Annotated in this window: 17 protein-coding genes, 1 rRNA gene and 1 riboswitch; of the genes, 6 read left to right on the forward strand and 12 right to left on the reverse strand. The window is 52.8% G+C overall.

All coding sequences use genetic code 11. The annotated features are described in order from the left end of the window. The 3 genes from NNO04_RS07945 to btuB form a co-directional block, all read right to left on the reverse strand. Positions 1 to 604, reverse strand: a 16S ribosomal RNA gene (locus tag NNO04_RS07945); the annotation flags it as partial. Between the two features lie 378 nt (positions 605 to 982). Continuing rightward, positions 983 to 1,834 (reverse strand): glutamate racemase, encoded by an 852-nt coding sequence (gene murI / locus NNO04_RS07950; protein ID WP_271444201.1) that lies wholly within the window; start codon positions 1,832 to 1,834, stop codon positions 983 to 985. Next, positions 1,779 to 3,632: a TonB-dependent vitamin B12 receptor BtuB gene (gene btuB, locus NNO04_RS07955; RefSeq protein ID WP_271444202.1), complete on the reverse strand. Its 1,854-nt coding sequence runs from the start codon at positions 3,630 to 3,632 to the stop codon at positions 1,779 to 1,781. Before btuB ends, murI begins: the two co-directional genes overlap by 56 nt. A gap of 65 nt (positions 3,633 to 3,697) precedes the next feature. Further along, a riboswitch (cobalamin riboswitch) is annotated at positions 3,698 to 3,892 on the reverse strand. Between the two features lie 114 nt (positions 3,893 to 4,006). Here btuB and trmA point away from each other — a divergent pair. Continuing rightward, positions 4,007 to 5,107: a tRNA (uridine(54)-C5)-methyltransferase TrmA gene (trmA, locus tag NNO04_RS07960; protein WP_271444203.1), complete on the forward strand. Its 1,101-nt coding sequence runs from the start codon at positions 4,007 to 4,009 to the stop codon at positions 5,105 to 5,107. A gap of 52 nt (positions 5,108 to 5,159) precedes the next feature. Here the strand turns inward: trmA and NNO04_RS07965 are convergent, their stop codons facing one another. Together NNO04_RS07965 and fabR are read right to left on the reverse strand one after the other, a co-directional pair. After that, complete coding sequence (locus NNO04_RS07965) at positions 5,160 to 5,519, reverse strand: YijD family membrane protein (protein ID WP_162380270.1); 360 nt, start codon at positions 5,517 to 5,519, stop codon at positions 5,160 to 5,162. Positions 5,520 to 5,534: 15 nt separating this feature from the next. Beyond that, positions 5,535 to 6,170, reverse strand: a complete 636-nt coding sequence (fabR, locus tag NNO04_RS07970) for an HTH-type transcriptional repressor FabR (protein ID WP_162380271.1) — start codon at positions 6,168 to 6,170, stop codon at positions 5,535 to 5,537. Between the two features lie 198 nt (positions 6,171 to 6,368). Between fabR and sthA the strand changes: the two genes are divergently transcribed. Beyond that, complete coding sequence (gene sthA, locus NNO04_RS07975; protein ID WP_162380272.1) at positions 6,369 to 7,769, forward strand: Si-specific NAD(P)(+) transhydrogenase; 1,401 nt, start codon at positions 6,369 to 6,371, stop codon at positions 7,767 to 7,769. On the opposite strand, the gene oxyR is transcribed toward sthA, so the two are convergent. The 4 genes from oxyR to argC all read right to left on the reverse strand — a co-directional run bounded on the left by oxyR (position 7,752) and on the right by argC (position 12,279). After that, complete coding sequence (gene oxyR / locus NNO04_RS07980; protein ID WP_162380273.1) at positions 7,752 to 8,669, reverse strand: DNA-binding transcriptional regulator OxyR; 918 nt, start codon at positions 8,667 to 8,669, stop codon at positions 7,752 to 7,754. The genes sthA and oxyR overlap by 18 nt on opposite strands. A 343-nt stretch (positions 8,670 to 9,012) precedes the next feature. Further along, positions 9,013 to 10,386 carry an argininosuccinate lyase gene (argH, locus tag NNO04_RS07985; RefSeq protein WP_271444204.1) on the reverse strand — a complete coding sequence of 458 codons (1,374 nt, stop codon included), beginning with the start codon at positions 10,384 to 10,386 and terminating at the stop codon, positions 9,013 to 9,015. Positions 10,387 to 10,490: 104 nt separating this feature from the next. Continuing rightward, positions 10,491 to 11,267, reverse strand: coding sequence for an acetylglutamate kinase (gene argB / locus NNO04_RS07990; RefSeq protein ID WP_271444205.1), 777 nt, complete (start codon positions 11,265 to 11,267; stop codon positions 10,491 to 10,493). Positions 11,268 to 11,274: 7 nt separating this feature from the next. Beyond that, positions 11,275 to 12,279 (reverse strand): N-acetyl-gamma-glutamyl-phosphate reductase, encoded by a 1,005-nt coding sequence (gene argC, locus NNO04_RS07995; RefSeq protein WP_271444206.1) that lies wholly within the window; start codon positions 12,277 to 12,279, stop codon positions 11,275 to 11,277. A gap of 178 nt (positions 12,280 to 12,457) precedes the next feature. Between argC and argE the strand changes: the two genes are divergently transcribed. The 4 genes from argE to NNO04_RS08015 all read left to right on the forward strand — a co-directional run bounded on the left by argE (position 12,458) and on the right by NNO04_RS08015 (position 19,494). After that, on the forward strand, positions 12,458 to 13,609 hold the full coding sequence (gene argE, locus NNO04_RS08000; protein WP_271444207.1) for an acetylornithine deacetylase: 1,152 nt from the start codon (positions 12,458 to 12,460) through the stop codon (positions 13,607 to 13,609). Positions 13,610 to 13,953: 344 nt separating this feature from the next. Then, positions 13,954 to 16,605: a phosphoenolpyruvate carboxylase gene (gene ppc / locus NNO04_RS08005; RefSeq protein WP_271444208.1), complete on the forward strand. Its 2,652-nt coding sequence runs from the start codon at positions 13,954 to 13,956 to the stop codon at positions 16,603 to 16,605. Positions 16,606 to 16,801: 196 nt separating this feature from the next. Next, entirely contained in the window at positions 16,802 to 18,535 is a 1,734-nt protein-coding gene (locus NNO04_RS08010; RefSeq protein WP_271444209.1) for a phosphoethanolamine transferase CptA, read from the forward strand. A 98-nt stretch (positions 18,536 to 18,633) separates the two neighbouring features. Beyond that, a complete protein-coding gene (locus NNO04_RS08015; protein ID WP_271444210.1) occupies positions 18,634 to 19,494 on the forward strand; it encodes a helix-turn-helix transcriptional regulator in 861 nt (286 codons plus the stop codon). Here the strand turns inward: NNO04_RS08015 and NNO04_RS08020 are convergent. The 3 genes from NNO04_RS08020 to NNO04_RS08030 are packed head-to-tail and all read right to left on the reverse strand — an operon-like array spanning position 19,481 to position 22,980. Beyond that, positions 19,481 to 19,837, reverse strand: a complete 357-nt coding sequence (locus tag NNO04_RS08020) for a PTS fructose-like transporter subunit IIB (RefSeq protein ID WP_271444211.1) — start codon at positions 19,835 to 19,837, stop codon at positions 19,481 to 19,483. The genes NNO04_RS08015 and NNO04_RS08020 overlap by 14 nt on opposite strands. A 1-nt stretch (position 19,838) precedes the next feature. Then, positions 19,839 to 20,717, reverse strand: coding sequence for a [formate-C-acetyltransferase]-activating enzyme (locus NNO04_RS08025; protein WP_271444212.1), 879 nt, complete (start codon positions 20,715 to 20,717; stop codon positions 19,839 to 19,841). Next, complete coding sequence (locus tag NNO04_RS08030) at positions 20,683 to 22,980, reverse strand: formate C-acetyltransferase (protein WP_271444213.1); 2,298 nt, start codon at positions 22,978 to 22,980, stop codon at positions 20,683 to 20,685. The genes NNO04_RS08025 and NNO04_RS08030 overlap by 35 nt, the downstream gene beginning before the upstream one ends. Positions 22,981 to 22,996 lie beyond the last annotated feature (16 nt).

Below are 22,996 nucleotides of genomic sequence, written 5' to 3' on the forward strand. Positions count from 1 at the left end.
CATCCGACTTGACAGACCGCCTGCGTGCGCTTTACGCCCAGTAATTCCGATTAACGCTTGCACCCTCCGTATTACCGCGGCTGCTGGCACGGAGTTAGCCGGTGCTTCTTCTGCGGGTAACGTCAATCGACACGGTTATTAACCGTATCGCCTTCCTCCCCGCTGAAAGTACTTTACAACCCGAAGGCCTTCTTCATACACGCGGCATGGCTGCATCAGGCTTGCGCCCATTGTGCAATATTCCCCACTGCTGCCTCCCGTAGGAGTCTGGACCGTGTCTCAGTTCCAGTGTGGCTGGTCATCCTCTCAGACCAGCTAGGGATCGTCGCCTAGGTGAGCCGTTACCCCACCTACTAGCTAATCCCATCTGGGCACATCCGATGGCAAGAGGCCCGAAGGTCCCCCTCTTTGGTCTTGCGACNTTATGCGGTATTAGCTACCGTTTCCAGTAGTTATCCCCCTCCATCGGGCAGTTTCCCAGACATTACTCACCCGTCCGCCACTCGTCACCCAGGGAGCAAGCTCCCCTGTGCTACCGTTCGACTTGCATGTGTTAGGCCTGCCGCCAGCGTTCAATCTGAGCCATGATCAAACTCTTCAATTTAAGTTTGATGCTCATGAATTAAACTTCGTAATGAATTACGTGTTCACTCATAAGACTTGGTATTCATTTTTCGTCCGGGGACGTTAAGAATCCATGTCACTTTGAGTGCCCACACAGATTGTCTGATAAATTGTTAAAGAGCAGTGCCGCTTCGCTTTTTCTCAGCGGCGCGGGGTGTGCATATTACGCCATCCCGCTACAGAGTCAAGCCTTTATTTTTGCTTTCTCTGCTGGAGTTCTCAGTGGAACCCCGCTGACCCGGCGGCTTGCGTGCCGTTGTTCCGTGTCAGTGGAGGCGCATTATAGGGAGTTATTTCCGGCTGACAAGCGGAAATTCAAAATAATTTCTCAAGCGTTCTCTTTTTGAGCAAAAGACATTTAAACAGCCAGTTTTTCGAGCGTTTTGAAGCCATAACGCTGTAAAACGGGTAATAACTGTTCAGTCTCTTGGGTAGCAGCCATGCAAAACGCAATGTTCTCATCCGTTGATTTTGCATCTGGTGCTTCATGTTCTAACAGCCAGGCAGTACGACGCGCAATTGCAGCACCGGAATCGACCAGCCGCGTCCCTTCAGGAAGCACCTGTAATAATTCTTCCTGTAGTAGAGGGAAATGCGTGCATCCTAATACCACCGTGTCAGGCGGCTCTTGCATGCGAAGCCAGGGGCGCAGAATACGTTGCAACTCTTCCAGGGGGACAGGAACGCCGTGCAACTTAGCTTCAGCCAGCTCTACCAACTCTGCAGAACCCAACATGGAGATCTGGCATTCATTAGCAAAGCGCGCAATCAGCTCATGGGTATAAGGGCGTTTAACCGTCCCTCGCGTCGCCAGTAGCCCCACTACGCCATTCGCCGTCAGCCTCGCCGCCGGTTTAATAGCAGGAACGACCCCCACTACCGGGAAAGCAAACTTTTCACGTAATGCAGGCAGTGAAACCGTACTGGCTGTGTTGCAGGCAATAACGGCCAGCGCGAGAGGGTAACGTTGCTGAACTGCAGTGACAATTTCAACAACGCGCTCAACGATGAACTCCTCGCTCTTCTCCCCATAGGGAAAAGCAACGTTATCGAATGCGTATATATAGTGGAGATCCGGCAGGAGATGCCGGATCTCATCATAAACTGACAGTCCACCAACGCCGGAATCAAACACCAGCACAGTGGGACGTGGATCAGAAGGTGTAGCTGCCAGACAAGGTGTATTCCCGTCCTGCAGTTTGGTAGCCATAAACTGTCTCGTAATCTTTGTCGAACAGGTTGGCTATTTTACCACGAACTGTCAGTTGTGAGGTGAGTGGATATGAAAGTCCGATATCCCACAAACTCATTCCGCCCATTTTGATTGTGCGTGAGTTGTCATAGTCGTAATCGTAGCGTTCGCCTATGTATTGATAAGTTACATCCCAACCTAACTCATAGAGCTGTCCACTCAACTCGTACTTAACCTGTTGTTTCGCGCGACGATAGAGTTGTTTGTCGGTCTCATCATCACGCGGATCAACATATTGCAGCGTTAACCGATGCTCAACAGGTCCAGTCGTTACGTTTCCCGTCCACTCCAGACCTTTTATCGTCGCGGATTTCACGTTGAAGTAGGTATTGTTGTTGTAATCGATCAGATTCTGAATCTTGTAACGGTAGGTCGACAAGCGCCAGTCAACCGGCCCCGTTACTCCTTCAATCCCCGCTTCCCATTGCTTAGATTCTTCAGGCTTCAGATTTGGGTTTGAGGAGATACCAAAACGCTCGGCGCCAAATTGTTGCCCAAGAGAAGGGGCAAGAAAGCCAGTACCATAAGAGAGCGTAACTTTGTAATCATCAACGAATTGCCAGCCTGCGGCAGTTTGCCAGGTACCATGCCAGCCAAACTGCTCGTCGTGATCTTCACGCCCGGAGGCTTCAAGAGTCACACTGCCAATCTGTTGCTGTCCGGTCAAGTAAAGGCCCGTCGTATCGCGCTTATACGTATCGGTCGTGAATACCATCTGTATATCCTGGCCGGAAGCGTTCAGTTTTTCTTGCTTCCAGTCCACACCCGCACTTACCGCCCCATCTCCGACAACAACATTGTTTCCCCACTGAACGTAACGTTGTTCCATGTCATCCAGGGTGTAGCCTGGTGCATAGCGGCCATTCACGCTGCTGTAATTGTAATCTTTAATACGCTGATAATTAGCGACCAGTTGCGAAGAGTAGATGCCCGAATTGAAGCGCAACCCAGTATCCCACGACTGAGTGTAGTTTTGATGTTCGTCATTACCGCCATCATACCCCCAGTTGCCCTGGTCATAATCCGCATTGCTGGCATAGCCATATCCGCGGAAGTAGCCACTAACATTGTCGTTAAACTTATGCTCAACCCCACCCCAGAAGAGTTTGTTGCGGTAGCCATCACGATCGTGATCGCCGCTATAACTAGAGTTTGGCTGGACGTTAAAACCTTTTGTTGTCTGATACGCCCCGGCCACAGTCACCACCGTATCGTCAAAACGCTGGCGCCAGGTACCATCGTATTGCTGGTAACCATCTGTCCCCATTCCTGCATTAATCTGCGAACGCTCTTCGCCCGTCATAGTAATGATATTGACCACACCACCGATAGCGCCAGAACCATAAATTGCCGAGCGCGGCCCTCTGATATATTCAATACGCTGTACCAGCGAAACAGGTATTTGATCGATGTCGGAGTTGTTTGATATTCCAGGACGGGCGACAGGGACCCCATCCACCAGCACCAGAACATGTCTGGATTCAGTCCCTCGAACATAAAGAGAAGATCCTTGGCCCAGCCCGCCATTTTGCGCCACATCGACACCAGGTAAGCGACGCATCACATCCAGAACGTTTTTGGATTGCCAACGTTCGATATCCTCACGGGTGACAATATCGGTTGGCGCGAGCACGGTATTCACTGGTTGTTGAAAACGGTTTGCGGTAACGACCATGGTGTCCGGGTTAACATCCTGCGCCCACCCGGAAAATGCTGTGACAGAGAGCGCCGTCAGCAGCGAGGTTTTTTTAATCATTGTAAAGCATCCACAATATAAGAAGGATGCCGCAGGCCCCATCGATAGTACGCGATGATGAAAACCAGATGCGACGTTAGCCGGCAGGTCTTCGGGCTTGGAAGATTATCGATGTACCCGATAAAAAGAGATGAAGACTTCCCACCTTCCGGCAGTGTCTGCTTACGCACCCATCCCATCTTTCCTTACCGCTGCGCGTCAGCCCCAGATTTACACTGGGTTCCCTTTTAACTCACAGGACCGGAGCACGGATGCTACATTCTGCTATAACCCATTGTCTACACTCGATATCACAAATCCGTAATCATCAATGACTGGACATCTGATGAGCAATCCCTACAATCCCCGCGTACTTTTATTATTCAGGATGCATCATGACCCCCGAACACCTTCCGACAGAACAGTATGACGCGCAGCTTGCCGAGAAAGTCGTCCGTTTGCAGAGTATGATGGCGCCGTTTTCTGACCTGATGCCGGAAGTGTTTCGCTCGCCGGTCAGCCACTACCGTATGCGCGCCGAATTTCGTTTATGGCACGATGGTGATGACCTGTACCACATCATGTTTGATCAGCAGACCAAAAACCGCATTCGCGTCGACAGCTTCCCGGCCGCCAGCGAGCTGATCAACCAACTGATGACTGCCATGATTGAAGGCGTTCGCGACAATCACACCCTACGCCACAAACTGTTCCAGATTGATTACCTCACCACAATGAGCAATCAGGCGGTGGTCTCGCTGCTGTACCATAAAAAACTGGATGATGCCTGGCGTAAAGAAGCCGAAGTCTTACGGGATGCATTACGCGCAAAAAATCTGAATGTGCATCTGATCGGCCGGGCAACGAAAACCAAAATTGAGCTGGACCAGGATTTCATAGACGAACGTCTACCGGTTGCCGGGAAAGAGATGATCTACCGCCAGGTAGAGAACAGCTTTACCCAACCTAATGCGGCGATGAACATTCAAATGCTGGAATGGGCGCTGGATGCAACCAAAGGATCGACCGGCGACCTGCTTGAGCTGTACTGCGGTAACGGTAACTTTTCGTTAGCGCTGGCGCGAAATTTTGACCGTGTACTGGCGACGGAAATCGCCAAACCGTCAGTGGCGGCAGCACAGTACAATATTGCCGCGAATCACATTGATAACGTACAAATTATTCGTATGGCTGCGGAAGAGTTTACCCAGGCGATGAACGGCGTGCGTGAATTTAACCGTCTGCAGGGCATTGACCTGAAGAGTTATCAGTGCGAAACCATTTTTGTTGACCCGCCACGCAGTGGTCTGGACAGTGAAACCGAAAAAATGGTGCAGGCGTATCCGCGTATCCTCTACATCTCCTGTAATCCGGAGACGCTCTGCAAGAACCTGGAAACATTAAGCCAGACGCACAATGTGTCACGCCTGGCGTTGTTCGATCAGTTCCCGTATACGCACCATATGGAGTGTGGGGTATTGCTGACAGCGAAGTAAAACGCGTTGCCGTTGTAGGCCTGATAAGCGCAGCGCCATCAGGCCTACTACATTATTCTGGCAATTCCTGCTTACGATTGCGGACCTTAAAGCCAATCCAGAACACCAGCGCCACCGACAGTACTGCCGGGAAGAAGTTGGAGCCGATATCCGGATATTCCGCACGTACCACGGTACTGTAGAGCAGCACACCCAGAATAAAGCAGGCGGCAGCAAGACCTGGTAGCCCCACAGGCATCGTGCGATTTTGATAGCGTTGATGCAGGCAATACACCGCCAGTACCAGCGCAATTAACGGGAAGACAGAAAAGGGCACAATGGAGCTAAACAGCGCCGCAAATGTACCATTGATTGACAAGCCAGCGACCAGCGCCAGCAGTAGCGTACCTTTATCTTGACCTGACTGTTTCATTGCTCATCCTTCACGTTACTCGGAGTGATGTGACATTTTCTCTTGTTCACGGCGATACCAGTAATATGCCCCTTTCGCAATCATGCGCAGTTGCAATACCAGTCGCTCTTCTAATTGCCGACGCTGTTCTGCGCCAACATCCAATGCCTCCGCGCCCGCACTGAACACAATCGTCACCATGGCTTCGGCCTGAGCTTCAGTGAACGCACGCGGCATATGGTTTTCGAGTTCAAGATAGTCCGCAAGTTCCGCGATGAAATGTTGAATTTCACGCGCAACGGCCGCACGAAACGCGGCAGAGGTACCCGAACGTTCACGCAATAATAAACGGAAGGCGTTTGGATTGTTGCCAATGAACTCCATAAATGTGGAGACCGAGGTGCGGATCACACTCCCACCTTTGGCAATACGCTGACGCGCCTGACGCATCAGTTGACGTAGCATTAAACCGCTTTCATCGACCATCGTCAGACCAAGCTCATCCACATCACGGAAATGGCGGTAAAACGAGGTTGGCGCAATGCCCGCTTCCCGCGCAACTTCGCGCAGGCTCAGACTGGCGAAACTTCGCTCAGCACTCAGTTGACTGAATGCAGCTTCTACCAGCGAACGCCGGGTTTTCTCTTTTTGTTGCGCTCTAACGCCCATCACGATGTCTGAATCCTTCCGTATGCCTTGTCTGGCACTATACCAGAGATTAAAAGTAACGGGTTTACGCCGGATTGTGAATGATTGTTTACGCGCAGTTTGTGCTTCGACTTCGCAAAAAAGCACAACGATAATTGGGTTATCCCGGCAATAATGTTACTATCCTGTTGCTTTTATGTATAAGAACAGGTAAGCCTTACCATGCCACATTCCTACGATTACGATGCAATAGTAATAGGTTCAGGCCCCGGCGGCGAAGGCGCTGCAATGGGTCTGGTTAAGCTTGGCGCGCGCGTCGCCGTTATTGAGCGTTATCATAACGTTGGCGGCGGTTGTACCCACTGGGGCACCATCCCGTCAAAAGCGCTCCGCCACGCCGTTAGCCGTATCATCGAATTCAATCAGAACCCACTTTACAGCGACCATTCCCGACTGCTTCGTTCTTCCTTTGCCGATATTCTCAACCATGCCGATAACGTAATAAATCAGCAAACGCGCATGCGGCAGGGTTTTTATGAGCGTAATCACTGCGAAATTCTGCAAGGTAACGCCCGTTTTGTTGACGAACACACGCTTGCACTGGAATGCCATGACGGTACGGTAGAAACGTTGACGGCCGAGAAATTTGTCATCGCCTGCGGTTCTCGCCCGTACCATCCTGGCGATGTCGACTTCTCGCATCCCCGCGTGTATGACAGTGATTCCATTCTCAGCCTGCAACATGAACCGCGCCACGTACTGATCTATGGCGCAGGGGTTATTGGCTGTGAATACGCCTCAATATTCCGGGGAATGGATGTCAAAGTCGACCTGATCAATACCCGCGATCGTCTGCTGGCATTCCTCGATCAGGAAATGTCCGACTCCCTCTCTTACCACTTCTGGAACAGCGGCGTCGTCATTCGCCACAATGAAGAGTACGAGAAAATCGAAGGGTGTGACGATGGCGTGATCATGCACCTGAAATCCGGCAAAAAACTAAAAGCGGATTGCCTGCTGTACGCCAACGGACGCACCGGTAACACGGATTCGCTGGCGCTGGAAAATATTGGCCTGGAAACGGACAGCCGCGGTCAGTTGAAAGTCAACAGCATGTACCAAACGGCATTACCACACGTGTATGCCGTGGGCGATGTGATCGGTTACCCGAGCCTTGCCTCTGCGGCTTACGATCAGGGCCGTATCGCAGCACACGCGCTGGTCAAAGGAGAAGCCACAGCCCATCTTATCGAAGATATCCCCACCGGGATTTACACCATTCCGGAAATCAGTTCTGTCGGTAAAACCGAACAGCAGCTGACAGCGATGAAAGTGCCGTATGAAGTAGGACGTGCTCAGTTTAAACATCTGGCGCGGGCGCAAATCGTCGGGATGAATGTTGGAACGCTAAAAATCCTGTTCCATCGTGAAACCAAAGAAATTCTGGGGATCCATTGCTTTGGTGAGCGTGCGGCAGAAATTATTCACATTGGCCAGGCGATCATGGAACAAAAAGGTGGTGGTAACACGATTGAGTACTTCGTTAACACCACCTTTAACTACCCGACGATGGCGGAAGCCTATCGGGTAGCGGCGTTAAATGGTTTAAACCGCCTGTTTTAACGCGTTGTCAAAATGGCCATCCATCGAACCACGGATGGCCTCCGCCAACTGCTCATAACGGCTGCGTAGCGGTGATCCGGGACGATAAACCAACCCAACCGTACGACGCGGTTCAGGCTTAATACAAGGCAGATATACCACGCCATCACGCTTACGTTCTGGCGGAACCGCCAGCGCAGGCAACAGAGTAATCCCACTTCCTGCCGCCACCATATTGCGTAATGTTTCCAGACTGGTTGCCCGGAAATGAGTATCTTCATCCGCACCGGCTTCAAAACAGAAGCCCATCGCCTGGTCGCGCAAACAGTGGCCATCTTCCAGCATCAGCAGCTTTTCACCCGCCAGATCGGACATCGGCACGCGGTCGCGGTTCGCCCACGGGTGATCTTCATAGATCGCCAGCATCATCGGTTCATCAAACAGCGGAACTTCGATAAACGCCTCACTCTCCTTCACCAGCGCCAGAATAACGCAGTCGAGCTTGCCGCTATCCAGTTGTGCTAACAATTGATGCGTCTGCGCCTCATGCAAATACATTTCTAACTTCGGGAAGGTCTGATGCAGCATGGGAATAATATGCGGCAGCAAATAAGGGCCAACCGTTGGGATCAAACCAATATGTAACGGCCCGGACATTGTCTCGCCTTGCTGGCTTGCCATTTCCTTGAGCACTTTGACCTCACGCAGCACGGTACGCGCCTGATCCACCAGCAGCAAACCTGCCTGAGTGAACAGAACTTTACGACTCGTACGCTCCAGTAGCATCACGCCCAGCTCATCTTCCAGCTTGCGGATCTGCCCGCTCAGCGTCGGTTGGCTAACGTGACAGGAGTCCGCCGCCCGCCGGAAGTGACGATGCTCGGCTAATGCCACCAGGTATTCAAGATCACGAATATTCATTATTCATCCTCCGTCGCCACGATAGTTCATGGCGATAGGTAGAATAGCAACGAACGATTATCCCTATCAAGCCTTCTGACTAATAATACATCACAGAAACGGAGCGGTACCTCTTTAACCCCTTGAAGCCACTGCCCGTTCAGAGAGTTTCTCTCATACTCGACATAGCGAAAGCCAACGTGAACTTTTGCGGACCCCGTGGTCCGCTTTTTTTTGCATAAAAAAGCCTGACGTGGCGCCAGGCTCGAATTCCCCTACAGGCTACAACCATCAGGCCAGATACAGCAAAGCTGCCATCCGGCATGCTGCACCAATCTGCCCGATGGCGCTACGCGTATCAGACCTATGCCAGACGCGCCTTTGCGTAGTCGATCGCCTGAGCAACCTGCTGCGGCGATACACCACCTTTTGCCGCCCGTTTGTCCAGACAGGATTGCAGCGACAGGATGGGATACACATCATCGCCAATCACCGCACTGAACTTCTGCAAATCATTCAGCGACAACGCTTCCAGCGGTTTACCCTGACGAATCGCTTCGACCACCGTTTCACCCACAATATGGTGCGCTTCACGGAACGGTACGCCTTTAGCGACCAGATAATCCGCCAGTTCCGTCGCGTTGGCATAACCCTGCTGCGCCGCTTCCTGGCAACGAGGACGCTTCACCTGAATGCCATCCAGCACCAGCGCCGCCATATGCAGACAATCCAGCCAGGTGTCGAGCGCGTCGAACAGCCCCTCTTTGTCTTCCTGCATATCTTTGTTATACGCCAGCGGCAGACCTTTTAGCGTCATCATCATGCCGGTCAGCGCGCCCTGCACACGCCCACATTTGCCACGGATCAGTTCCAGCGCATCCGGGTTTTTCTTCTGCGGCATCAGAGAAGAGCCGGAAGTCACCCGATCGGAAAGCTCAACAAAGCCCGCTTCGCCGGTATTAAAGAAAATCAGATCTTCTGCAAAACGTGACAGGTGAACCATCCCGATAGACGCGTCGGACAGCAGTTCAAGTACGTGGTCACGATCGGAAACACTGTCGAGGCTATTACGGGTAGCCGATGCAAAGCCCAGCCAACCGGCCAGCTGTTCACGGTCAATCTCGTAAGCGGTGCCCGCCAGCGCGCCACAACCTAATGGGCTGACATCCAGACGCTTAAGCGCATCCTGCAGGCGGCTCTCATCGCGGGCCAGCATTTCAACGTAAGCCAGGCACCAGTGGGCAAATGTGACCGGCTGCGCACGCTGAAGATGGGTATAGCCCGGCATCACCGCGTCCTGGTTGTTTTGCGCGGTTTCCACCAGCGCACTTTGCAGTTGGCGGTTAGCACTCAGTAGCTCCGCGACGGTATCTTTGCACCACAGCTTCAGATCGGTCGCGACCTGATCATTGCGGCTACGTCCGGTATGCAGTTTTTTACCTAACTGACCGACCTTGTCGATAAGCTTGCCTTCCACCCAGCTATGAATATCTTCGGCATCGCTTTGCAGGATCTGCTGCGGGTCCAGACGCACCTCTTCCAGCAGATTGTTCAGAGCCTCTTCCAGTTGCAACTGCTCGTCTGCGGTCAACACGCCAACGGTCACCAACGCTTTGGACCAGGCAACAGAGCCGACGATATCCTGCTCCGCCAGGCGATAGTCGAAGCGCAAAGAGTCATTGAACTGTTTGAACCGTTGATCCGCTGCCTGTGTAAAACGCCCACCCCAAAGTGCCATAGCAAATTTCCTTAATAATCAATTTTTTGCCCGGTAGCGCTGCGCTTGCCGGGCCTACAAGCCCACGTAGGCCGGATAAGCGAAGCGTCATCCGGCACAGAATCTTACGCCAGAATACGCGTACCGATCGGCGTACCATTAAACAGCGCCGGAAGCTGTTCCGCATGACGCCAGGAGGCGATATCCACCGGACGGCCCAGCGTACGCGCCGCATCCAGAGCCGCATTCACCTTCACAATCATGCCATCGGTAATGATGCCCTGTTCAATCAGTTGTTCCGCTTTGTCGGCGGTCATCTCGGCAATACGCTGACCTTTCCCGTCGAGAATTCCACTCACATCGGAGAGCAGGATGAGATCCGCACCAAGCGTTGCCGCCAGCGCTGTCGCCGCCTGATCGGCGTTGACGTTCATCAATTCCCCCTCTTCGGTTACGCCGATTGAACTAACCACCGGCAGAAAACCACTTTCCAGCAGGGTGTTAATCAGCACAGGCGAACCCGGCTGCGCCAGTCCAACATGACCTAACTCTTCGTCAAGCTGAGTCACTTTTACGCTGTCACCGTCGCCAAGATAAAGCCCCACAGAGGCAATATGATGTTTCTTCGCCCACGCCAACAGGGTTTTGTTTGCCGTACCCGCCAGCGCGCCGGTAATAATGTCAATCTGATCAGCTGGCGTCACACGCAGGCCGTTTTTCTTTTTCACCGGCAGGTTGAGCCCTTTCATCAGCTCATCCACCACACAGCCGCCGCCATGCACAATGACCAGCGGACGCTGATGCGATTCACGGTAGTTCACCAGTGCGGCAAACAGGCGCTCCAGCGCCTCTTCGCTATCCAGTAATACGCCGCCCAGCTTGATAATCAATGGATTCATCATTGCACCCTTAGATAAGAGACTGTGTTTCGGCAAAGCCAAAACGAATGTTAGCGCATTGCATTGCCTGCGCCGCTGCGCCTTTCAATAAGTTGTCTTCGGTTGCCACAACAATCAGGTGCTCGCCCTGTACTGCGAATCCGATATCGCAAAACGGCAACCCAACAACGTTTTTCAGCGCCGGAACGCCTTTGTCATACAGACGCACCAGCGGTTTGTCACCATACGCCTGCTGCAATACTTGCCCAACCTGAGCCTGCGTGACACCCGGTTTCAGGCGGCAGGTAATGGTTTCCAGAATGCCCCGTGGGAAGTTACCCAGATGCGGCGTGAAGATCACCTCGGTCCCCAGATGCGTTGCGATTTCCGGCTGATGACGGTGAGTAAACACGCCGTACGGTTGCAGGCTCACTTCGCAGAAGCTATTCGAAATTGCGGCCTTGCGCCCGGCACCGCTCACGCCGCTGGTGGCGTTAATCACCGGCCACTGGGAGAGCTCCAGCAGACTGGCATCAATCAGCGGTTTCAGCGACAGCTGCGCTGCCGTGGGATAACACCCCGGTACGGCAATCAGGTTTGCCTCTTTCAGTTTATCGGCGTTCCACTCAGCCAGACCGTACACCGCCTGCTCCAGCAGTTCAGGGTGCTGATGCGTAAAACCATAATATGTTTCGTAGAAGGCGCCATCATTAACGCGAAACGCGCCGGAGAGATCGAACACCACACAGCCTGCCGCCAGAAATTGCGGAGCCAGATCGTGGCTCACCTCATGAGCAGTTGCGAGGAACACCACATCCACCCCTGCGCTAAACTCGCTAATATCAGACATTGGCTGCAACGGCAGATCGACAATGCCCTTTAACTGCGGATGTAAATCGGAGATTAATTTTCCTGCATCATTGCTTTGCGCTGAGACGGTCAAAGCGGTTATGGTCATATCAGGATGGCGATTTACATAGGTCACAAGCTCTGCGCCAGCGTAACCACTGGCACCCACAATCAGCGTATTCAACATCGGGGCTGTTCACCTTCTTACGTCTATGTGATCGGGAAGACGGGAATCTTCCTCACCGGGTTAAGGTTTATCACCTCACCTTACACTTGGTGGGTTTTATTACGCTTAACGTTATTGTATTTTTATTCACAAATATTGCATGAATATTGATACTATCATGACCTAAGGTGTGTCAACAATGAAAAAAGATTTACCGCCATTTATCGAGATTTACCGCGCTCTGATTGCCACACCATCGATTAGCGCAACCGAAGAAGCGCTGGATCAAAGCAATGCGTCTTTAATCACTCTGCTGGCTGAATGGTTTAAGGATTTGGGCTTTCAGGTTGACGTTCAGCCCGTCCCCGGAACCCGTCATAAATTCAATATGCTGGCAAGCATCGGACAAGGTGCCGGTGGTCTGTTGCTGGCCGGGCATACCGACACGGTACCGTTTGATGATGGACGCTGGACGCGCGACCCTTTCACGCTGACCGAACACGACAATAAGCTCTACGGTCTGGGCACGGCTGACATGAAAGGGTTCTTCGCGTTTATTCTCGATGCATTGCGCGACGTAGATGTCACAAAGCTGAAAAAACCGCTCTACGTTCTGGCGACCGCCGATGAAGAAACCAGCATGGCGGGCGCGCGCTATTTCGCAGAGACCTCCTCTCTGCGCCCGGACTGTGCGATTATTGGCGAACCAACATCGCTGCAACCAGTACGCGCCCACAAAGGCCATATTTCAAATGCGATACGTATTCTCGGCCAGTCGGGACACTCCAGCGATCCGGCGCGTGGCGTTAACGCGATTGAGCTGATGCATGACGCGATTGGCCGCATCATGCAACTGCGCGACGACCTGAAAGAGCGTTATCACTACGAGGCGTTTACCGTCCCGTATCCGACATTAAATCTGGGTCATATTCATGGCGGCGATGCGGCAAACCGCATTTGCGCGTGCTGTGAACTGCATATGGATATCCGCCCGCTGCCGGGTATGACGCTGAATGATCTTAACGGCCTGCTCAATGATGCTCTGGCGCCGGTGAGCGAACGCTGGCCGGGTCGCCTGACGGTGTCAGAATTGCACCCGCCCATCCCAGGTTATGAGTGCCCGCCCAATCATCAACTGGTCGAGGTAGTCGAAAAGTTGCTGGGGACGCGAACAGACGTGGTGAACTACTGCACCGAGGCGCCGTTTATCCAGACACTATGCCCTACGCTTGTGCTCGGACCGGGTTCGATTAATCAGGCGCATCAGCCGGATGAGTTTCTGGAAACACGCTTCATTAAGCCAACCCGTGAATTAATCACTCAGGTGGTACATCACTTCTGCTGGCATTAACGATCCCTCGCCTCGCCCATTCGAATGGAATAAGCGGGGCGATTTTTTTACATTTTCATTAGCAACGCTTATTTGATTCTTGCTGAATTAAATATCGTAAATTACTGCCATTTATTCGTTTGCTGAACCGATTTCGCCGCAATTGACGTCACGTCTTTTACGTGGCTTTATAAAAGACGACGAAGAACAATGTCCAAAAAATTCCATATTGCAGCAAGGCCGCGCACAAGCACATCTCAGGGAACTGACTGAAGCCAGTGACCCAGAGGCGCGAGCGCCGCCAATACCGCTGCGGCGTGAAAGATACAGGGTAATCAAATTAAAGATGGGGTGTCTGGGGTCATATGAACGAACAATATTCCGCGTTGCGTAGTAATGTCAGTATGCTCGGCAAAGTGCTGGGAGAAACCATCAAAGATGCGTTGGGAGAGAGCATTCTTGATCGCGTAGAAACAATCCGTAAGCTGTCGAAATCTTCTCGTGCTGGCAATGAAGCCGACCGCCAGGCGTTGCTCACTACGCTACAGAATCTGTCCAACGACGAGCTTTTACCGGTTGCCCGTGCGTTCAGTCAGTTTCTGAATCTGGCCAATACCGCTGAGCAATACCACAGTATTTCGCCGCATGGCGAAGCTGCCAGCAACCCGGAAGTGATTGCCCGCACCCTGCGTAAACTGAAAAACCAACCCAATCTTGATGACGCCACCATCAAAAAGGCCGTGGAGTCCTTGTCCCTGGAACTGGTGCTCACCGCGCACCCGACAGAGATCACTCGCCGCACGCTGATTCATAAAATGGGTGAAGTTAACGCCTGCCTGAAGCAGCTTGATAACAAAGACATCGTCGATTACGAACGTCATCAACTGATGCGCCGTTTGCGTCAGTTGATCGCCCAGTCGTGGCATACCGATGAGATCCGTAAGCTACGCCCCACCCCGGTGGATGAAGCCAAATGGGGCTTTGCCGTGGTAGAAAACAGTCTGTGGCAGGGCGTACCTAACTACCTGCGTGAGCTGAACGAACAGCTCGAAGAGAATCTGGGTTACACACTGCCGGTTGATTTCGTTCCTGTTCGTTTTACCTCCTGGATGGGCGGTGACCGTGACGGCAACCCAAACGTAACGGCAGATATTACCCGTCATGTGATGTTGTTAAGTCGCTGGAAAGCCACCGACCTCTTCCTGAAAGACATTCAATTTTTGATTTCCGAACTGTCCATGGTCGATGCAACGCCAGAACTCCTGAAACTGGTGGGTGAAGAAGGTGCGTCGGAGCCTTACCGCTACCTGATGAAAAATCTGCGTTCGCGTCTGATGGCGACCCAGGCCTGGCTGGAGGCTCGCCTGAAAGGTGAGAAGCAGCCAAAACCCGCAGGGTTGCTGACGCAAAACGAACAGCTATGGGAGCCTCTGTACGCCTGTTATCAGTCACTTCAGGCATGTGGCATGGGTATCATCGCCAACGGCGAACTGCTTGATACCCTTCGCCGCGTAAAATGCTTCGGCGTACCGCTGGTCCGCATTGATATCCGTCAGGAGAGCACCCGCCATACTGAAGCGCTGGGTGAACTGACCCGTTACCTGGGTCTTGGCGATTATGAAAACTGGTCAGAAGCCGACAAGCAAGCTTTCCTGATCCGCGAACTGAACTCCAAACGTCCGCTGCTACCACGTAACTGGGAGCCAAGCAATGAAACCCGCGAAGTGCTTGATACCTGCCAGGTCATCGCCGAAGCACCGCTCGGTTCCATTGCCGCTTACGTCATATCGATGGCAAAAACCCCGTCTGACGTACTGGCCGTTCATCTGCTGTTGAAAGAAGCCGGTATTGGCTTTGCCATGCCTGTCGCGCCACTGTTCGAAACGCTGGATGACCTGAACAATGCCGATAGCGTGATGACGCAGTTGTTGAATATCGACTGGTATCGCGGGTTTATCCAGGGCAAGCAAATGGTCATGATCGGCTACTCTGACTCCGCGAAGGATGCCGGTGTGATGGCCGCGTCCTGGGCGCAGTATCAGGCGCAGGACGCGCTGATCAAAACCTGTGAAAAAGCGGGTATTGAACTGACGCTGTTCCATGGACGTGGCGGCTCCATTGGTCGCGGTGGCGCCCCGGCTCATGCCGCGCTCCTCTCCCAACCGCCTGGCAGCCTGAAAGGCGGACTGCGTGTCACCGAGCAAGGTGAGATGATCCGCTTCAAATACGGTTTGCCGGAAGTGACCATCAGCAGTTTGTCTTTGTACACCAGTGCGATTCTGGAGGCTAACCTGTTGCCGCCGCCGGAACCAAAAGAAGACTGGCGCCATATTATGGATGAGCTGTCCGTCACCTCTTGCGATCTGTATCGCGGCTATGTGCGTGAAAATAAAGACTTTGTGCCGTATTTCCGTTCCGCAACGCCAGAACAGGAACTGGCTAAGTTGCCGCTTGGCTCGCGTCCGGCAAAACGTCGCCCCACCGGTGGCGTTGAATCACTGCGCGCTATCCCGTGGATCTTTGCCTGGACGCAAAACCGTCTGATGCTTCCGGCCTGGTTAGGTGCAGGCACCGCGCTGCAAAAAGTGGTCGAAGATGGCAAGCAGAGCGAACTGGAAACCATGTGTCGTGACTGGCCGTTCTTCTCCACACGTCTTGCAATGCTGGAAATGGTGTTCTCAAAAGCGGATCTGTGGCTGGCAGAATATTACGACCAGCGTCTGGTTAAAAAAGAGCTGTGGCCGCTGGGTGCAGAATTGCGCCATCTGCAGGAAGAGGACATCAAGGTGGTGCTGGCGATCGCCAACGACGCCCACTTGATGGCGGATTTGCCGTGGATTGCCGAGTCTATCCAGTTAAGAAACGTCTACACTGACCCGCTGAACGTCCTGCAGGCAGAGTTGTTACACCGCTCGCGCCTGGCGGAAGAACTGGGTAATGAACCTGATCCGCGAGTTGAACAAGCGCTGATGGTCACCATCGCTGGCGTGGCAGCTGGCATGCGCAATACCGGCTAATTTCCCCCCTGTAAACCGCCCCGTGACATTGCTCGGGGCGGACTCACAAAACTGCTGTTATAGTGTCTGTCGATTCAATCTATTTTTGTCTGCATTTCATTCACTGTTTGAGTATTTATTATTCATCTTGATGGTTCAGATTTCCTTAAGGTTTAGGTGCTACCTTTGGTGCCACTATTAAAGACAGGCTCACTATATGCAATCCTTAAATCTCCAGCCTACGCCAGCATTCAGCTGGAAAGCTCTGGGCTGGGCACTCCTCTATTTCTGTTTTTTCTCATCGTTACTGCAAGTTATTATCTGTTTTACGGAGTTTAGCGGCACAAATGGGCTGCGTGACTCGCTGCTTTACAGCTCACTCTGGTTGATCCCGATTTTGCTGTTCCCCAGTCGGACGCGTGTTATTGCCGCAGTAGTGGGTATCGTACTGTGGGCAACATCACTGGCAACACTCTGCTATTTCGTCATCTACGGGCAGGAGTTTTCGCAAAGCGTCCTGTTCGTGATGTTTGAAACCAATGCCAACGAAGCCAGCGAGTATCTGAGTCAGTATTTCAGCCTGAAAATCATTGTCATTGCCCTGGCCTATACTGCTGTAGCGGTGCTGCTATGGACACGTCTTCGCCCCATTTATATTCCAGGGCGCTGGCGTTGGTACGTCTCCTTTGCCCTGCTGTACGGCCTTTTTCTGAACCCGTTCGTGGTCAAGTCAGCAGTAAAAGGCGCACCGTATGAAAAAACGTTAAACATCCTTTACACACGCATGGAGCCTGCCGCCCCGTGGCAATTTGTGATTGGCTATGCTGAGTATCAGCGCCAGTTGACCTCGCTAAACAATCTGTTGAGCCAGAACCACGCGCTGCCGCCGCTGGCGAACTTGAAAGACAATTCCGGTGATGCTCCGCGCACACTTGTCCTGGTGATTGGCGAGTCTACCCAACGTGGGCGCATGAGTTTGTACGGCTACCCGCGTGAAACCACGCCGGAACTGGATGCCCTGCGCGACTCTGACCCTAAGTTGACCGTCTTCAATAACGTGGTGACATCACGTCCATACACGATTGAGATCCTGCAACAGGCGCTGACCTTCGCCAACGAACAGGAACCGGATCTGTATCTGTCGAAGCCGTCACTGATGAACATGATGAAGCAGGCAGGTTATAAGACCTTCTGGATCACCAACCAGCAGACAATGACCGCCCGTAACACCATGCTGACCGTGTTCTCAAAACAGACCGACGAGCAGTTCTACATGAACCAGCAACGCACGCAAAGTGCGCGTGAGTATGACACCAATGTGCTGACACCGTTTAAAGACGTGTTAGCCGACCCGGCACCGAAGAAATTCATTATCGTTCACCTGCTGGGTACGCACATTAAGTACAAATTCCGCTACCCGGAAAACCAGGGCAAGTTTGACGGTAAGACCGACAACGTCCCTGCGGGACTGAGCGACGAAGAGCTGGAGTCGTATAACGATTACGACAACGCCAATCTGTACAACGATCACGTGGTCGCCAGTCTGATTAAAGACTACAAAGCCACCGATCCGAACGGCTTCCTGCTCTACTTCTCCGATCACGGCGAAGAGGTGTACGACACGCCACCGCATAAAACACAGGGGCGCAACGAAGAAAAGCCAACGCGCCATATGTATACCGTCCCCTTCCTGTTGTGGACATCGGAAACATGGCAGGCTGCGCATCCGCGTGATTTATCACAAGATGTTGACCGTAAATACAGCAGCTCTGAGTTTATCCACACCTGGTCTGATTTAGCTGGATTAACCTACGACGGGTATGACCCAACGCGTTCCGTCACCAGCCCGCAGTTTAAAGAAGTTACGCGCTGGATTGGCAATCCCTACAAGAAAAACGCGCTGTTAGATTACGACACCCTACCGTATGGGGATCGCGTCGCAAATCAGTAACAGACGCCATCGTTCGCCTGAAGGTCACTCTTTTTAGAGTGGCCTTTTTTTATGATGCCAGTTAATGTTGGCCTGTCAGCGCCAGGTAAGGGATCATCATGTATCACGACGTCAGCCACCTTCTTTCTCGTCTCATTAATGGCCCAACGGCGCTGCGTCAGATTTATTTCGCCACGGCCAACGGTCCAATCCCCGATCTGGCTTACCGGGTTGATTTTCCGCGTCTGGAGATTGTGCTGGAAGGTGAGTTCGTCGATGCAGGGATCTCCGGGATTCCCGCCACACTGACACCCTGCGACGTTCTGTACGTCCCGGCGGGCGGCTGGAACTTTCCGCATTGGAATACGCCCGTCACCACGCTCAGCATTCTGTTTGGCAAGCAGCAGTTAGGTTTCAGCGTCGTTCACTGGGATGGCGAGCAATACCAAAATCTGGCCAAACAGAATGTGGCGCGCCGTGGCCCCCGCATTGGCTCTTTCTTGCTGCAAACGCTGAATGAAATGCAAATGCAGCCGCAGGAACAGCAGACCGCCAGACTGATCGTGGCCAGCCTGCTGAGCCATTGCCGCGACCTGCTCGGCAGTCAGATCCAAACCGCATCACGAAGCCACGCGCTGTTTGAAGCTATTCGCGATTATATTGATGAACACTACGCTACGCCGCTCACCCGTGAATCGGTCGCCCAGGCTTTCTACATCTCGCCAAACTACCTCTCACACCTGTTTCAAAAAACCGGCGCCATCGGCTTTAACGAATACCTGAACCACACACGGCTGGAGCATGCGAAGACACTGCTCAAAGGTTACGATCTAAAAGTCAAAGAGGTGGCCCGCACCTGCGGGTTTGTTGACAGCAACTATTTCTGTCGCCTGTTTCGTAAAAATACGGAGCGTTCACCATCAGAGTATCGTCGGCAATACCACAGTCAGCTCACAGAGAAGGACGTTACTCCAGAATGATGTGGGTCTGTTGCGGTGCAGTGAGAAGTTTGCGCGCCGCACTCATCACGCGCTGTGGCTCGCGAAGAAAAGCATTAATACCTGACTGAACATAACGGCAGTGGCTAAAACGTTCGATCCCCGCCAGTTCGATATCGGTAATCAGCAGCACCACGTCAGCCCGGCTAATATCCGCTTCCGTTAAACGATTTTCTGTCCCGAGTGCGCCCTGGGTTTCAATCTTGATATGCCACTTTTCCTGCTGACAGAACTTCTCCAGGCGTTCGGCGGCCATATAAGTATGCGCCACGCCACTCACACACGCGGTCACGGCAACCAGATATCGAGCAGTTGAAATAGCCATATTAACCTCCCACAGTGACCTGAAATCCGGCGCGTTCTGCCATTTCACGTAATGCCGCCACTTCATGCTCCGACGGTATGGCGACATTTTTCATCGTCCACGGCTGTTCAAGCAGACGGTACTTTGGTTCGCCATACCGGTGAAACGGTAGCAGGTGAACCTGGGTGATACGTAATGATAATAATAGCGTCAGCGCACGCTGCACGTTGTCTGCATCCAGCGTATATCCGGGGATCAGCGGCAAACGGGGGATCACGGAAACGCCCTCTTCCACCAGCAAGCGAAGGTTATCCAGTACCCGCGGTAAATTCATTTTTACGACGTCACGCGCCAAGACGGGATCCATGATTTTCAAATCAAACAAGACTTCGTCACACTCCTTTGCCAACGGCAGCAATCGGCTGGCCGTAGCATCCCCCGCAGTTTCAATCGCACAGGAGACGCCCCAACGGCGTAGACGCTGCAAAAAACGCGTCGCAAAAGGTGCCTGCATCAATATTTCACCGCCAGATAAGGTGACGCCGCCGCCCGAGGTACGAAAGAAGACATCATCTTTCATCACCTCACGCTCCAGCGCCTCCAGCGTGATATCGCGACCTATTCGCTCAAAGGCCCCGGAAGGACACTCATCGGCATCTTGTAAGCAAGGCGCGCAGCGCAGGCATTTACTTTCTCTTCTCACCGTTTCGATTCGGGGAGAGAGGGATTCCGGGTTCGCGCACCACGGACAGGTATGCGGGCAGCCTTTAAAAAAGACCACCGTACGAATTCCCTGTCCGTCATTCAGCGAATAGCGCTGAATGTTGAAAATACGCGCGACATCCTCACTGTACGGCTCAACAACCTCACAGCTGATGCGCGGTGCGGCGAATGATGTCATCCTGGATCTCCTTCGACAGCTCGACAAAGAAGGCGCTGTAACCCGCCACTCGCACCACCAGTCCCGCGAAGTCCTGCGGTCGTTGCTGTGCTTCCCGCAAGGTTTCTGCATTCACCACGTTAAACTGGATATGTTGCAGTTTGAGCTGGGTAAATGCCCGCAGGAAGTCGGACAGTTTGCGTAATCCGGCCTCACCTTCCAGTGTTGCCGGTGTAAATTTCACGTTCAACAGCGTCCCGTTCGACAGCAGAGTATTATCCAACTTACTGACCGATTTCAGCACCGCCGTTGGCCCCTGCATATCCTGGCCAAGCATCGGTGACAGCCCGCCATCCGCCAGTTGTTCTCCGGCAAAGCGTCCGTCTGGCGTTGCGCCGACCACAGATCCCAGCGGTACGTGAGCCGAAACAGTGTACGATCCCGGCGTAAATTGCCCCCCACGCGGGTTTTGGTACTTTTCAACCTCTTTACAGTAATGACGCAGCAGTTCAGCGCTGATGTTATCCACATCATCAACATCGTTGCCGTATTTTTCGAAGCGGTTAATCAGTCTGGCGCGCACCTTTTCGCCTTCCGGCGTCGCGAAATTGCCTTTCAACACCGACAACAGTGCATCGAAACTTAAGCGTTGTTGTTCAAAGACCAGTCCATTGAGCGCATGCAGGGAGTCGCTCAGATTGGCGATACCAATCCCCTGTACGCCGGAGAAATTATAGCGTGCGCCCCCATCGGTAATATCACGTCCCTTCTCAAGACAGTCGCTGATAAACGAAGAGAGCAATGGCACCGGCGCCCAGTCGCGATGGCCGATATCGCAAATATTGCTGCCTTCCACCATCAATGTGATGTAGTGGCTGATTTTGGCACGAATGTGCGCCAGCAGACCTTCATACGTCAGCGCATTATTGCCTTCGTTCTCATACAGACTGATTTCCATCACTTTCAGCAGGTTGAACATCGCAATGTCGTGCAGACCATACGTTCTGCCGGGGATCGACAGTTCCACACACCCCACCACGGCATAATCACGTGCATCTTCCAGAGAGACGCCACGATTCAGAAAAGCAGGAACCACCACCTCGTCATTAAAGATTTGCGGAATGCCGGTGCCAAGACGAATCGTCTCCGCAGTTTTCATCAAAAATGGGGTATCGATCAGCGCGTTAGTCCGTACACCGAGGTTGGGTTGCGGTAGTTGTACGCTCTGATACGCATCAAGACAGAGGAAAGAGAGCATGTTGACGGCGCTGCGCCCGTTCTCCGTTAGCCCGCCGAGCAGCGCAGTGTATCCTGTCGGGAATCCGGCGAAATAGCGTGCGCTGCTGGTAGAGCGCAACAGCACAATGTCATTGCATTTTACCCACAGCGATTCGAGAAGCTCTTTTAAGAACGCCGGGGACTCACCCAGGGTTAGCGACGCCTGGTAAAACGGCAGCATATACTGGTCAAAACGCCCCAGAGAAAGTGAGCTGGCGTTCGACTCATACTGCAAAATGATGTTCATATACCAGAACAGCTGGCACGCCTGCCAGAAGGTTTGCGGCTTATGCCAGGCGTTGTGGCGAGAGTTGTCGGCAATCATCAACAGTTCCTCGCGACGATGCGCATCCGGGCACTGTTTCGCCATCTCTTCCGCCAGTACCGCATAACGCAGAATATGCTGTTGAGACGCCTCAAGCAGCAACAGCGCCGCCTGGTAGAAAGGGTTCTCCGGCTGTTGCTGACAATGTTGCTGCATCTGCGCCACCAGCGCCCCCAGACCATTCTCCAGCAGGCGTGGATAATCAATAATGATATGTCCTTGCCCTTTATCCGTTTGATTGACGCTAAAAATCTGCGTACTCACGGCAGCTTTCACTTCATCGGTCATCTGCGCGTTGATGAAGTCCTTCATTGACCTTTTTTCCCAGTACGGGAATAGCACGTCGCGGTATAGGCGCTTATCCTCTTCGCTGATATCGAACCGATCCTGTGGGCGCGTCGGGAACCTTTCCAGCTCGTTAAGCAGCCAGTAGGGATCCATTTCCGGCGACATAATGCCCGCACGCGGCTTCACGGTACGGTTTCCGGCAATCAGCTCCTCATCACGAATCGAAATTTCAACATGTTCAAGGATATACGCGGTGGCTTGCGCCCGGCGCAGGATGACATGCTGCCCCTCTGTTTGCTGATGGCTACGGGTATATAGCTGCGCACGCTCGAGCGAAATTTCACGATTCTGCTGAAACAAAGCCGCTTTCAGGCGCTGGATACGATTCGTCATGAGGAACTCCTGTGGA

The sequence above is a fragment of the Citrobacter sp. Awk 4 genome (assembly GCF_028069725.1).
In the GTDB taxonomy this organism is placed as follows: domain Bacteria; phylum Pseudomonadota; class Gammaproteobacteria; order Enterobacterales; family Enterobacteriaceae; genus Citrobacter_D.